General features: G+C 67.7%; 11 protein-coding genes. 8 read left to right on the forward strand and 3 right to left on the reverse strand.

The genetic code is table 11. The features are described 5' to 3' along the window. Window positions 1–45 precede the first annotated feature (45 nt). On the forward strand, window positions 46–1,593 hold the full coding sequence (locus Poly30_RS00565) for a carboxypeptidase-like regulatory domain-containing protein (RefSeq protein WP_145194078.1): 1,548 nt from the start codon (window positions 46–48) through the stop codon (window positions 1,591–1,593). An 89-nt stretch (window positions 1,594–1,682) separates the two neighbouring features. Here the strand turns inward: Poly30_RS00565 and Poly30_RS00570 are convergent, their stop codons facing one another. The 3 genes from Poly30_RS00570 to Poly30_RS00580 are packed head-to-tail and all read right to left on the reverse strand — an operon-like array spanning window position 1,683 to window position 5,214. Continuing rightward, window positions 1,683–2,669 (reverse strand): ABC transporter permease, encoded by a 987-nt coding sequence (locus Poly30_RS00570; protein ID WP_419190783.1) that lies wholly within the window; start codon window positions 2,667–2,669, stop codon window positions 1,683–1,685. An 8-nt stretch (window positions 2,670–2,677) separates the two neighbouring features. Then, window positions 2,678–4,201 carry a sugar ABC transporter ATP-binding protein gene (locus Poly30_RS00575; protein WP_419190784.1) on the reverse strand — a complete coding sequence of 508 codons (1,524 nt, stop codon included), beginning with the start codon at window positions 4,199–4,201 and terminating at the stop codon, window positions 2,678–2,680. Beyond that, window positions 4,198–5,214, reverse strand: a complete 1,017-nt coding sequence (locus Poly30_RS00580) for an ABC transporter substrate-binding protein (protein WP_145194081.1) — start codon at window positions 5,212–5,214, stop codon at window positions 4,198–4,200. The genes Poly30_RS00575 and Poly30_RS00580 overlap by 4 nt, the downstream gene beginning before the upstream one ends. Window positions 5,215–5,265: 51 nt before the next feature. Here Poly30_RS00580 and Poly30_RS00585 point away from each other — a divergent pair, with 51 nt between their 5' ends. The 7 genes from Poly30_RS00585 (at window position 5,266) to Poly30_RS00615 (ending at window position 13,726) form a co-directional block, all read left to right on the forward strand. Further along, complete coding sequence (locus Poly30_RS00585) at window positions 5,266–6,102, forward strand: amidohydrolase family protein (protein WP_145194082.1); 837 nt, start codon at window positions 5,266–5,268, stop codon at window positions 6,100–6,102. Window positions 6,103–6,181: 79 nt separating this feature from the next. Further along, window positions 6,182–7,744 carry a CRTAC1 family protein gene (locus tag Poly30_RS00590; protein ID WP_145194083.1) on the forward strand — a complete coding sequence of 521 codons (1,563 nt, stop codon included), beginning with the start codon at window positions 6,182–6,184 and terminating at the stop codon, window positions 7,742–7,744. Between the two features lie 84 nt (window positions 7,745–7,828). Beyond that, window positions 7,829–9,025, forward strand: a complete 1,197-nt coding sequence (locus Poly30_RS00595) for a hypothetical protein (protein ID WP_145194084.1) — start codon at window positions 7,829–7,831, stop codon at window positions 9,023–9,025. A 58-nt stretch (window positions 9,026–9,083) separates the two neighbouring features. Beyond that, window positions 9,084–10,079, forward strand: a complete 996-nt coding sequence (locus tag Poly30_RS00600) for an NAD-dependent epimerase/dehydratase family protein (protein WP_145194085.1) — start codon at window positions 9,084–9,086, stop codon at window positions 10,077–10,079. 14 nt (window positions 10,080–10,093) lie between these two features. Then, window positions 10,094–11,212 (forward strand): mandelate racemase/muconate lactonizing enzyme family protein, encoded by a 1,119-nt coding sequence (locus Poly30_RS00605; protein ID WP_145194086.1) that lies wholly within the window; start codon window positions 10,094–10,096, stop codon window positions 11,210–11,212. 18 nt (window positions 11,213–11,230) lie between these two features. Beyond that, entirely contained in the window at window positions 11,231–11,971 is a 741-nt protein-coding gene (locus Poly30_RS00610) for a (Fe-S)-binding protein (RefSeq protein WP_145194087.1), read from the forward strand. A gap of 75 nt (window positions 11,972–12,046) precedes the next feature. Continuing rightward, on the forward strand, window positions 12,047–13,726 hold the full coding sequence (locus tag Poly30_RS00615; protein ID WP_145194088.1) for a hypothetical protein: 1,680 nt from the start codon (window positions 12,047–12,049) through the stop codon (window positions 13,724–13,726). Window positions 13,727–13,837 lie beyond the last annotated feature (111 nt).

Raw genomic sequence — 13,837 nt, forward strand, 5'->3', positions numbered from 1 at the left:
CCAGGTGATGCAAGATAGAAACGGCGGCCTGCTCGCCGCTCGATCATGGCCCATACCAAAACCAGGCATCCGCCATCAGACGGACAGAGACGGGCGTGGCTGATCGCCTTCTTCTTCGGCTGCCTGCTCGTCGCGGTCGGTAGCGCGCTGTGGATCTCGTCCTGGACCTCGGATCCATCGCTCGCCGCGCCGCTGCTACCGGTCCGAGGCCCAGACGATGTGGCGACCCACTCGTCGCGCCCGAGCGCTGCCTCGATGGCGGCGCCGAGTTCCTCCAGCGTGAGCTCAGCGGAGGCCCAGGCCGCAGGCCATCGCTCCGAACTCGTTCCAGCGGCGACCCTGGTTGTACAGGTGACCGCCAGGAAGTTCGCCGTGCCGAATCGAAGAGTCTCGGTGGACGTCGGTCTCTCGGACTCGTCGCCGGCGGAGTCCGAGGCGCAGATGGAATCCGTGACCGATCGCGCCGGCATCGTTCGCTTCGAGGTGCCGGCTGGCCTCTCCGCGCGGGTCGAGGTGAGTGCCGGAGAGAACGGCGAAGAGGGCCCCGCCCGCGTGGCTCGGCGAACGGTGGTGATGGGGGAGGCAGGGACGGAAGTGCGCATCCGACTGGAGCTTCATCCGGAGGTTCCCGCCGAGCGCATCACGGTTCTTGCGAAGTCGATCCCGCACGGCGTACCGATCGTCGGGGCAAGAGTCTCGGCGCTCCGGGAGGTCTCCGGCGGCAACCTGGTGGTAGGGCGACCGACTCGAACCGACGCCGGGGGTATGGCCGAAATGCCCTGGGCCGACGGCTACACCTACGAGGTGACCGCGCCTGGCTACAGCCCGCGGTCGGAGCCAGGGCCGTCGCGAGAAGGGGAGACTCTCCATGTGCGTCTCGTCCAGCACGCGCGCCTTCATGGGCAGCTGTCCCATGCGGTCGAAGCGCCGGAGCCGAGCGTGCCGTTTCCGAGAATCACGCTGTTCCTATGGAACGGTCGCGCTGCCGCTCCCGCCTGGGAGTTCGTGGACGACCTCACCGCCGACGGATCCGCTCTTGACATCCAGTCCGTCCCGCCGGAGAACGTCTTCGATGAGCGGTCGGGGCTCATCCGACCCCAGGCGCGCCTCGATCGCGCAGGGCGCTGGGAGATCAGCTCGATCCCGTTCCCTCGGACCTCGCTGACGGCCACGGGCGCGCTTGTCCGCTTCCACCACGGCGACTACGGACGGGTGATCGCGTCCGATCTCATCCTCCGAGCCGGCGACGATCTCCTGGTTCACGATTCCTGGAGAGAAACCCAGCCGGCGAACCTGCGCTGCGTCGATTCCCGGGAACGGTCCCTCGACCTGGCGCTGGACGTCTGCCTCCAGCCTGTCGGTGCCCCAACGCCCCACCGCATGGACGAATACCTCCACGGCGTCTGGGCCACGATCACGAGCGGTGGCCATCTGAAGGTGCCCTACCTCCCGCGAGGAACCTGGTCCGTGGTGTCGTTCGGTCCGGACGTCGGCGTGGTCCTGGGCTCCATCGACCACCAGGGCGCGGACGAGGAGAAGCTCGTGGTGGACGTCGACCCGATCCCCCCGGGGTGGCGCGCGCATGTGCGCTGAAGAGAGCGAAGCGTTGCACCCCGGATGCTTGTTTTTCACGCGCGGGCGCTCTTTCAACGAGCGTGAAAATCACGGAACGGTGAAAACGGTCACGCCGCCGCTCGCGCCCGCGCTCTCCAGCCGTCCAGCGCCACCGCGCCCACGATGATCGCTCCGATCAGGATCTCCTGGACGTAGTTCGGGATCCCGGTCAGGTTGCAGCCGTTCGCCAGGGTCGCCATCAGGAAGGCTCCGATCATCGCGCCCAGGATGGTGCCGGTGCCGCCCGAGAGGGACGCGCCGCCGATCACCACGGCCGCGATCACGTCGAGTTCCTTGCCCATCGCCGTCGTCGGGTCCCCGACCGTCAGGCGGCCGAACTGAAGGACGCCCGCGAGGCCCGCAGCCGCGCCGCAGAGGACGTAGATCGCGAGCTTCATCCGTGCCACCGGCACGCCGCAGAGGCGCGCCGTGGGTTCGTTCGAGCCGATGGCCGTCGTCCACGTACCGAACACGGTCACGCGCAGGAGGATCGCCGCGGCGCCCGCGCACGCGATCATGAGCCAGACGCCAGGCGCGAGGCCCAGGACCGACGTGTCCGCGCTCTTCGACATCGCGTCCTGGAGCCAGCCGCTCGGCGCATCGACCTTCTGCTCGTCGCCCAGCCATTTGGCCACGCCGCGGGCGGCGCCGAGGGTGCCCAGCGTGACGATGAAGGGCGGCAGGGAGAGGCGCGTGATGAGCCCGCCGTTCACGAGGCCGACAAGGGCGCCCGCGCTGACGCCGATCAGGGCCGATGGGATCTCGCCGTATCCCGCGCGCATGCCGAGGGCGGTCGCCACCGAAGCGAGTGCAATGGTCGAACCGACCGAGAGGTCGATGCCACCCGAGCGGATCACGAACACCATCCCGATGGCCGAGAGCCCGACGATCACGGTTTGCGTCGCGACGGTCTTCGCGTTGTACAGCGAGAGGAATCCCGAGGGCGCGATGATCGAGAACAGGATCACCACGATCGCCAGTCCGATGAACGGGCCGAACGTGTCGAGGGATTGCTGGAGGCGCGTGCGCCTCGCGGACGGGCTGGGGGAGGTCATGGGAGATGTCATCTGCTGGCCTCTCGGCCTTCCGGACCCTGCATCGCTTCCGCGATCGCGCCCTCTTCGGTCCAGTCAGCGATCGGGCGCGCAGGCCCGAGCTCGCCGCGGTGCATGACGGCCATCCGATCACAGATACCGAGGAGCTCCGGCAGGTAGCTGCTCACGACGAGGATGGTCTTGCCCTCGCACGCGAGGCGATCGAGGAGCGCGTACACGTCGACGCGCGCGCCGACGTCGATGCCGCGCGTGGGTTCGTCGAGGAGCAGGACCTCGGCGCCGTCCGCCAGGAGCCGCGCGATCGCGACCTTCTGCTGGTTCCCGCCGGAGAGCGCCGAGACGGCCTGGTGGGGGCCGCTCGTCTTGATGCCGAGCGCGCCGATCCAGGGGGCTGCGGCCTCGGCCTTATGCTTCTCGGTGAGCACGGCGCCGAGCGTGGCGACGCGCGTGGCGCTGGAGAGCGCGACGTTGTCCGCGACCGAGAGGTCGATCGCCAGCCCCTCGTGGGCCCGATCCTCGCTCAAGAGCCCCACATGGTGCTTCAGCCAGCGTCCTGGCGCCCACGGGCTGATCGGCTGGCCGTCGAGATGCGCGATGCCGGACGCGGCGGGATCCAGCCCGTAGAGCGCGCGCAGCATCTCGGTTCGACCCGAGCCGACGAGTCCGAACACACCGAAGACCTCGCCGCTCGCGAGGGCGAAGCTGGCGTGCTTCGGGAGCGACGCACCGCTGAGCTGATCGACGCGGAGGCGCGTGGGGCCGGGCGTGCGCTCGGAGCGCGGGTAGATGTCTTCGACCGGACGGCCCGCCATCAGCGTGACCATGTGGTCGGTCGTGGCGAGCACCGTCTCGCGTCCGACGGCGACGGACTGGCCGTCGCGCAGGACGCTGAAGCGCTCGGCCACCTCCTTGACCTCGTCGAGGAAGTGGCTGATCCAGATGATCGCCACGCCGCGCTCGGCGAGGTCGCGCACGATCGCCACGAGTCGCGCGGTATCAGGCGCCGACAGCGAACTCGTCGGCTCGTCGAAGATGATGACCCTGGCGTTCGACATCAGGGCGCGCGCGATCTCGACGAGCTGCCGATCGCCGGGCCCGAGCGTTCCGACGATCGTGCGCGGGCCGAAGGACTCGACGCCCAGTCGCTCCAGGACCTCCACGAGGCGCGTGCGCATCGCCGCGCTGCGCGCGCCCTTCATGCCCAGGGTCACGTTCTCCAGGACCGAGAGGTGCTTGCAGAGGTTCAGCTCCTGGTAGATCATCGCGATCCCCGCGGCCCGTGCCTCCCCTGGCGTGCGCGGCGCGTAGGGCTCGCCGTCGAGCCACATGCTGCCGGCGTCCGGGAGCACCGCGCCCGCGAGCACCTTCATCAGCGTGCTCTTGCCCGCGCCGTTCTCGCCGAGGAGCGCGTGAATTTCGCCCGCGCGCACCGACAGGTCGACGCCTGCCAGCGCGCGCACGCCGCCGTAGCGCTTCTCCGCTCCTTCGATGCGCAGGCGGAGCACCGCGCCAGCTATGGCCAGCTCCGTCAACGGTTCAGGATCGACAGGTCGGGGCTCAGGAGCGCCTGCACCTCGGGTTTGTCGATCTCGCTCGACTTCACCACGACGACGCCGGTATCGATGCGTGGCTCGACGGCCTTGCCGCGGATTCTGTCGACGCATGCGCGAACGGCGAGGTCGCCCATGCGCACCGGGTCCTGCAGGACGAGCGCGTCGACCTCGCCTTCGCGCAGGGCGGCGACAAGCTTTTCGCTGGCGTCGAAGCCGATGAACTTCGCGGTCTTCGTACGCCCGCTGTCCTGGAGTGCCCGCAGCATGCCGAAGGCCGCCGATTCGTTGGGACAGAAGATGCCGTCGAAGCTGGGGAAGCTCTGGAGCAGGTCCTCGGAGGCCTTGTAGGCGCTCTCGGTGGAGGCGCCCGCGTACTGGTTCGCGGAGATCACCTCGATGCCGTCATGCTTCGCGATGGCATCGAGGAAACCCTGCTCCCGCTCGGCGGTGCTCGCGGAACCCTCGAGGTAGCGGAGCAGGATCACCCGGCCATCGCCGCCGAGCATCTCCGCGAGCGCCTCACCCGCAAGCTCACCTCCGTGGTGGTTGTCCGTGGCGACGAAGGAGACGCGGTCTTTCCAATCGAGGTCGCTGTCGGCGATGACCACGGGGATCCCGCGCCCGTGGGCTTCGGCGGCCGGCGGCGCCAGCGCGACCTTGTCGAGGGGCATCAGTACGATCCCGTCCACGCCGCGCACGACGAAGTCCTCGACCACCTGGACCTGAGCCGCTCGATCGTCTTCCTTGATCGGCCCCTTCCAGACCACCTGGACGCCAAGCTCCTGCGCGGCACCTTCCGCGCCTGCATGTACGGCCTTCCAGTACTCGTGGGTCGTCCCCTTTGGAATCACCGCGATCTGAAGCGCCTTCTCGGCTCCGGCCTCGCTCTCGTTGCCGCATGCGCCGAGTAGAACGGGCAGCGTGGCGAGAAGCGGCAGGGTGAGGAGAGTGGAGGCCTTGCGAAGGGCCCGCGCGGGGGTCGAAGTGCTCATGTCGCGCAATCTAACAGCCGCAGCCTTCCAGCGGGTTCGCACAATGCACCCATGCAAGTCGACGCCCATCAGCACTTCTGGTCCTACGACGCCGCCGACTACCCATGGATCGTGGACGGGGGTCTCGATGCGCTCAGACGGGACTTCTTGCCAGAGCACCTGCGGCCGCTGCTCGACGCCCACGGCGTCCAGGCGACCATCGCGGTCCAGGCGTGCCAGACCGCGCGGGAGACGGAGTGGCTGCTCGGCCTGGCCGCCGACCATCCGTGGATCGTCGGCGTCGTGGGCTGGGTCGACCTGGCGGCGGGCGGCGTGGCGGACGAGATCGCGCGGCTCCGGGAGCTGCCGGGTGGCGATCGCCTCGTCGGCGTCCGGCACGTCATCCAGGACGAGCCCGATGGCTTCATGGACGCCGAGCCGTTCCGCCGGGGCGCGCGTGAGCTGGCGGACCTCGATCTCGCCTACGACCTCTTGATCTACGAGCGTCAGGCGGAGGAGGCGATTCGCTTCTGCGAGGCGCTCGACGGCCAGAGGATCGTGCTGGATCACATCGGCAAGCCGCGCATCAAGGACGGCGCACTGGAGCCCTGGGGCGAGGAGATGAAGCGCTTCGCGGCGCTCGACCACGTGTCCGTGAAGCTCTCCGGGATGGTGACGGAGGCCGATTGGAGCGGCTGGAAGCTGGGTGACCTCGAGCCTTTCATCGAGAAGACCTTCGAGGCGTTTCGCGAGGAGCGCGTGATGTTCGGCTCGGACTGGCCGGTGTGCACGCTGGCGGCGGACTACGGTTCGGTGCTGAGGGTGGCGGCGCCCTGGACCTCCAATCACGGTTTGCGCGCCGCAGAGGCCGCTTACGGCCCGCTGCGGCTCCCCGGAACGGCGACATAGCGCGATTCTGGGAAGTGACCTACCGTATGACGGGCGCGTCTGCGTCGCTCTTTCTCATTGGCCCCTTCCCCCGATCGCCATGTTCAAGAAGTCTGCCCTGTCTCTCCTTCCGCCGATCACCTTCAGCCTGGCCGCCCTTGCGGCCGTTCCCGCCCGGGCCCAGCAGTTCGACCTCGTCGATGTGACGGACCGAATCGGCATCGACTTCAACTACGCGGACAACCGGATGGGGTTCGCCATCGGGGACTTCGATGGTGATGGCTGGCAGGACTTCGCCGTGTTCGCTGCCGACGATCAGTCTCCTTCGCTGTTCCGCAATCAAGGTGCCCTGATCCAGGCGGGCCAGCGCGTTCCCTGGTTCACCAACGTCACCGCCCAGCGGATGCCTGTGAACGATATCCCCACGTCGCTCGGCGCGTTCGCTGACCTCGACAACGACGGCGACCAGGACATGGTCGTCACGAGGCGTGGCATCAGTCCGACCACCGGCCAGCCCGACCCGGCGCTCTGCGCCATCGCGTACTACGAGAACAAGATCTCCACCACGGGCCGGTTCGAGTTCGGCACGAGTCCCCTGCGTATCGCTCACTCGCCGTCCACGGTCAGCAGCCTCGCCCTCGTCGATCACGACGGCGACGCCGACCTCGACATCTTCCTCGCGTACTCGGGCAATGTGGGCGACTACACCCACTCCCGTTGTTTCATGATCCAGAACAACGGCCTGCCGCATCTTCAGGATATCTCGGCCACGTGGGGTCCGCCCATTTCGACTCTCCAGCGGGCGCTCTCGGTGGTCTTCGCCGATTTCAACGGCGATATGCTCCCCGACCTGCACTGCGCGGTGGACTTCTACCGCGACTTCCACTGCCAGAACATGGGAGGAGGACAGTTCATGGACGTCACGCAGAGCGCCAACACGCTCAACCAGGGATCGGACATGGGGCTCGCGGTGGGAGACTTCGACAACGATCTGGACCTCGATATCTACTCGACGAACATCAACATTGGCGTGCTCTACGTGAACGACGGCCTGGGCCACTTCGTCGATCAGGCCGCCGCGCGGGGTTGTCGCAACTTCGCCAACGGCTTCACGTCGATCGGCTGGGGGACGAATTTTGTCGATCTCGACAACGATCAGGATCTCGACCTGACGGTGATCCCCACGGGCACGGGGACCGGCAACTTCTTTCGCAACGACGGCACGGGACAATTCACCGACGTCACGATCCCCACCGGGATCGACCTTCGCGGCTACTCGATCATCGACTTCGACTTCGACAAGGACGGTGACCAGGACCTGATCGCGATGGGCAACGGTCTGCTCACCTCGCCGCGGTTCTACATGAACAACACGTCGGCCCAGACCACAGGGCAGAACCACTGGGTCGTGATCGAGCTCGAGGGCACGCTCTCGAACCGTGACGCGATCGGTGCCCAGGTCGTCGTCCGGACGCCCGACGGAGTGCAGCAGATGCGCGCGCTGATGGCGGGCCACAGCTACCGCACGGGAACGCCGAAGACCCTGCACTTCGGCCTCGGGGACTCCGCCCTGATCAGCGAGATCGAGGTGCGCTGGCCCAGCGGCCAGGTGGCGCGCCTCGGGCCGCTCGTGGGCGATCGCTACCTGCACTTGACGGAGTAAATCGCGCTCGATCTGGCACACGGAGCAGAATGAGACGAGGTGGCCTGGGGTGGGACGGAGTCGTCGGTCGACGTTCTTCGTGCCATGTCTTCCCTCCCCAAGAGCCCCCTTCTCGTCCTCTCCGCGCTGGCCTTCTCCGCGCTGGCCCTTACCCTCGCCACGGGTTGTTCTTCCGGCGGCACCGGGGACGGCGGCGGCTCTGGTGACCCCGGTGCACCGCCCCTGGGCGACAGCGCCACGGCGGGCGCCTACTTGCCTGACGACGGCCTGATCGTCGTGGAGATGGAGTCCGGGCTCGCGACCGGCTCGTGGGCCGAGGAAACCTCGCTGACGGGTTTCACTGGCTCTGGTTACCTGCGCTGGGCAGGTGCGAACATGTACTCGGCGCCTGGCGCCGATGCGTTCGGCTTCGACTTCTGGATCGAGGAACCAGGCGAGTACAGCTTTCGGATCCACAATCGGCACGATCACCCCGACAGCACGCTGGCGAACGACCTCTGGGTTCGGATGGACGAAGGCGACTGGGTCAAGGCCTTCTCCTGGCAGCGCGGTCAGTGGACGTGGGCCACGAACCACGAGTTCAGTCCCAGCAACAAGCCCGAGGCCCGCTACGACCTCACCGCAGGCAACCACCGGATCGAGTTCTCCGGGCGGAGCACCGACTTCAGCGTGGATCGGTTCCACCTCTTCGATGCGGGCGTCGCTGATCCCATGAACACCTCGTACCCGGAGTCCTCGCGCGCCGGAGTCAGTGGCAGTCCCGCGGCCCCTGGAAGTGCGGGCATGATCGTCGCTGACGCGAGCCGAACCTCGCTCGTGTCGCTACGTGCGGCAGCGCTTACGGACCGAGCCATGGAGCCCTGGCTATCCAGCGCCGTTTGGAGCATCCCGGGCGCCTCCTTCGCCGACGGCACGAGTGCACGGAGCATGAATCCGGTCGTGGTCGTCCAGGGCGGCGCGGCGCTCCCCGTTCGACTGGAGCTCATGACGGAAGACGGAACGCGTGAATTCCGGAGCGTATTGAACGTCGACGGCGCGGCCGCGCAACTGGCGGGCGAACCCTTCATCGACGGCACCCTCGAGCTCCATTTCGCCCTCCACATCGAAGACGTGATCGAGGTGGTCGGCGGGCGCGGGGAGCGCGCCTCCCTCAGGGCCATTCCGAGCGCAAACGGCCTACGGGTCACGCTGCGCCCGACCTCCTCGGGCCTGTGGAGCTATCGTGGCCGACGGTCGGACACGGGCGAGGTGGTCCAGGGCCAATTCGTCGTCGCCCGATGACCAACGCAGTCCGGGGCTGCGCGGGCGACGGCCATTTGTGCCATGATCTCGCGCACCCATGGGCACATCCAACGACACCTCCACCTTCCTCGTCACCGGCGCGCTCGGCTGCATCGGCGCCTGGACCGTTTCCCGCCTCCTCGAGCGCGGTGATACGCCGGTCGTTTTCGACATGGGCACGGATCCGAGAAGGATCCGCGACCTCGTCGGCCATGACGCGCTGAAGCGCGTTCACTTCGTTCAGGGCGACATTGCCGATCCCGAAGCCCTGCGCGCCTGCGTCGAGGACCATGGTGTGAAGCGCATCGTTCACCTGGCGGGCCTTCAGGTGCCGTTCTGCCGTGCCAATCCGATGCTCGGGGCGCGCGTGAACGTCCTGGGTACGGTGAACGTGTTCGAGGTGGCGGCGAAAGCGGGGATCGATCGAATCGCCTACGCCTCGTCGGCGGCGGTCTACGAGCGCGAGGACGAGGTGCGCAGTCACGGCGCTCCCGACGAGGACGCGACCCCGCACCCGAACACCCACTACGGCGTGTACAAGCTCGCCAACGAGGGCACGGCGCGCGTGAGCCACATGGAGTACGGCATCTCCAGCGTGGGCCTGCGGCCGCTGACCGTCTACGGCGTCGGCCGGGACCAGGGCATGACGAGCGGCCCGACCAAGGCGATCAAGTCGGCGGTCATCGGGCAGCCCTACACCATCGGCTTCGGCGGACGGACCGACTTCCTCTATGCGGGCGACTGCGCGGACGCGTTCATCGCCGCCGCCGAGCGTGGACCCGAGGGCGCATCGGTCTACAACCTCGCCGGCGCGGCCACCGAGGTCACGTCCTTCGTGACCGAGCTTTGCGCCCAGGTGGACGGCGCGTCCGACCTGATCCAGGTCGTCGGCGGCGAACTGCCCGTGCCCGGCGCGATCGCCGGTGCCCGGCTCGACGACGCGCTCCCCGGCCTCAGCCGTACGTCCCTGAAGGACGGCATCGCCCAGACTCTCCAGCGCTTCCGCGAGCTCCACGCCGCGGGCGAGCTTTCCACTTCCGACCTCTCCAGCTAACTCAATCGACTCCCATGGGTCCCCGTATCACGAAGGTGGAAACCGCGTTCCTGCGCGTTCCGCTGGGTCAGCGCCAGATCAACGATTCCCAGAGCAAGGTGGACGAGGTCGAGTTCCTCACCGTTCGGCTGCACACCGACGCCGGCGTCATCGGCGTCGGCACGAACTGGAGCTACACGCCCGGGCTGCGCGCCGCCCAGGTGATGATCGAGGAGAACTACGCTCCGGTGCTGATCGGCAAGGACGTGACGATGCGCAAGGCGATCATCCAGGAGCTGTTCCTGACCAACCACTTCGTGGGTCGCGTGGGCGCCTCGCGCGTTGGCATCGCCGCCTGCGAGTTCGCGCTCTGGGACGTGGTGACGAAGCGCGCGGGCGTCCCGCTCTGGCACTACCTCGGCGCCGCACGGGACAAGGTCCAGGCCTACAGCACCGACGGCGGCTGGCTCGACTGGAGCCAGGAAGACCTCGTGCGCGACGCGACGGCGCTGATCGAGCGAGGCTTCCACGCGGTGAAGATCAAGCTGGGCCGCAAGGACCCGAGCGAGGACTACGATCGCATCGGCGCCGTGCGCGAGGCGGTCGGTCCAAAGATCCGCATCATGACGGACGTGAACTGCGCCTGGACGCTGAACATCGCGCGCTACTGGGGCGGCAAGCTCGCGGACTTCGACGTCTTCTGGCTGGAGGAGCCGATGGTGCCGGAGAACATCAAGGCCCACGCCGAGCTCCAGCGCGCCATTCAAATCCCGGTCGCGGTCGGCGAGACGATCTTCACGAAGTACGCGTTCCGCGATTACATCGAGCAGGGTGCCGTCGGCATCGTTCAGGCCGACGCCACGAAGCTCCTCGGGATCGACGAGTGGCTCGAAGTGGCGGCACTGGCCGGTGCCCACGACCTGCCGATCGTCCCGCACACGAACGTCCAGCAGAAGCTGCACGCCCAGCTCGCGGCCGCCACGCCGCACTGCCCGATGCTCGAGAACTGCTACGAGTCGATCAAGGGCATCTGGGTCGAGCCCATCGACGTGGTGGACGGCTACTACCAGCTTCCGAACGAGCCGGGCGTCGGCCTGGAGCTGTCCGAGGACACGCTCTCGAAGCACACGGTCGCCACGACCGAGACCCACTGATCGGGACCGGATCCTCCCATGAACGTCTCGCTCTTCGTCACCTGTCTCGTGGACGGCTTCTGGCCCGGCGTCGGCGTCAGCGCCGTCAAGGTCCTGCGCAAGGCGGGCTGCACCGTGCGCTTCGAGCCGCGGCAGACCTGCTGCGGCCAGCCCGCCTACAACACGGGCTACGAGGACGAGGCGCGCCGCGTGGTCGCCGCGATGCTCGATGCCTACGAGAACGATGACAGCGAGGCGATCGTGATGCCGTCGGGGTCCTGCGCAGCGATGGTCCAGCACGCGCCGCGCCTCTTCGAAGACGACCCGCGCCGCCTGGCCCAGGCGAAGGCGTTCGCGGCCCGCAGCCACGAGTTCTCCAGCTTCCTGGTCGACGTCCTGGGAGTGACCGAGTTCGGCTCCGAGTTCGAGGGTCGAGTGATCTGGCACGACGCCTGCCACGGCCTCCGCGATCTAGGGGTGCGCGAACAGCCGCGCCAGCTCCTGCGCAAGGTGCGCGGCCTCGAACTCATCGAAGCCGCGGGCGACCCGACCTGCTGCGGTTTCGGCGGAACGTTCTCGGTGAAGCAGCCGGAGGTCTCGACGGCGATGCTCGACACGCGCCTCGCGGTGCTTCGCGGAGCGCACCCGGATGTGATCGCGTCGAGCGACGTGTCCTGCCTCATGCAGATGGACGGCCGCCTGCGCAAAGACGAGGCCGCGGAGTCCAGGGCGCCGCGCGCGATGCACCTCGCCGAGGTGCTGGCGAGCGGCCTGGACTGAAACTTTCTGCTGGGACTCTCTGCATCGCTGGCGCCGTTCCAATCATGGAAGAGATGGCCGGCATAGGATAGTGCCATGCGATTCCTACTTCTCGTGTCGTGTCTCGTGGCGATCGTCGGCTGTGCGGCTCCGGGTTCCTCGGTGCCGGATGGGTATCCGTCGTCTGCCACGGCCTCGACGGTGTACAGCGTGCCCGACGGTCGATCAGGCCAGGAGGTCGAGGTTCAGACGATCTACCGAGCCCCGATCGCGACACGGCGGTTGCCGGCGTTGTTCGGAGTACGGCTCAAGGGTGGCAAGGAACTCGTGCCGACAGAATTTGCGTTTGCCGTTGCCACCAGCACCGATGCGGCCATCGTGCGAACGCTCGAGTCAGCGGACTATTTGCGATACGACATCAAGAGCGGGAAGACGACGCCGTATGACTTCGAGCAGCTCGGGCTCGTGAAGGCGGGCGTCGGGGCGAAGTCGGGCTACGTCGGCACGACCAAGCAGGCGGGTGGGCGGTGGACGGTGACGCTGCTCGATCACGATGCGCTGCCGGTGGCGACGCTCGAGGACGTGCGGGCCGGGGCGTTCGCGAGGCCTGAGTCGTCCAAGGTGGCGGCGAGCCGAACGCAGCCGATCGACTACCTCGATGGCGACGTCTTTGTCATTCACTTCGACCCGCTGGAGGGCACGAAGCACGCGGCGATCTACAACCGACAGGGCGTGCGGATCACGCCGCGGTTTCCGAGCATCGGGACCGTGTTGGGGGCGATCGATCCCACCGTTTCGGAGTACGAACAGGTCGGCAAGCACACGGCGGTGCTCCCGCTGGATGATGAGATGTCACCCGAGACGGCCGGGCTGGTATGGCCGACCCGGGACGACGGGACGATCGCGCCGAAACCAGAGGGATTGCTGGGGCTCCGGCCGATGCGGAAGTGGGGTGCGAAGACGGGTCTGGTCTTTGGATGGCAGGCGCTGTGGCAGACGCCGCAAGGGCCGCGCTGGGCGATGTATCTCCAGTACGTGATCGACCCGGCGAAACTTCGAGCGACTCAGGACAACGCGATCTATACGGATCTCGAGCTGACCGCGCGTACCGTGCGGCAGAGTGCGGAGTCGACGACGCAACGGACGACGATCCTCGCGTCCGAGGGGCCGGCTTCGGACCAGGACCGGCCGTGGGTCGCCTTGACGCCGTATGCCGATGGAACGCTGGTGCAGGTGTACGAGCAGGCGATGCCGGTTGGCGAGCTGAAGTCGACGCTGCAAAAGGACGGCGAGAGCGCTCGGATCGCTTCCTGGAAGGAGTCGAAGCGGCGATACGACCAGGAGGTCGCGAGGCGGGAGCGGGTTCGCCTGCAGGCACAGGCGAGGGCCGAGGCCGAGGCGAAGCGGTTGGAGAACGATCGGGCGCTGATGCGCGGGCTTCTGGGCCGAGGCAAGATCGCAGAGGCGGAGCAGCTGGCGTGGAGTATCGACGCTGCGGCTCTGGCGGAGGTGTCGCGGAAGGCCCCTTCCCAGGTGAGCCTGAACGCCCTGAGCGCCGCCCGATACCACGCCACCTCCAGCGCGGAGTTCAAGCGACTCAGCCATATCCTCGCGAGCCGCCAGTTCGAAATGCAGCAGGCGGCCCAGCCGTCGCGACGCGTCGTCGAGTCCAGGGGTAGCACGTGGCGACCCAGGTCGCAGGCCGAGCTGAACCGCGAGGCACACGTGACACGGATGGACTACATCAACGGGAAGTCGAACTGGTACATCCCCTGATGGACGAGGCCCGCGATCCGGCGCGAGGGCGGCCCCGTTCGCTGTTGCCTGAGGCCCGGGAGGGGCCTGAGGTGTGGAAGGAGCGCGAGGTCTTGGAGGGGGATGGCCAAG

The sequence above is a fragment of the Saltatorellus ferox genome, from assembly GCA_007751475.1.
Lineage (GTDB): Bacteria > Planctomycetota > UBA1135 > UBA1135.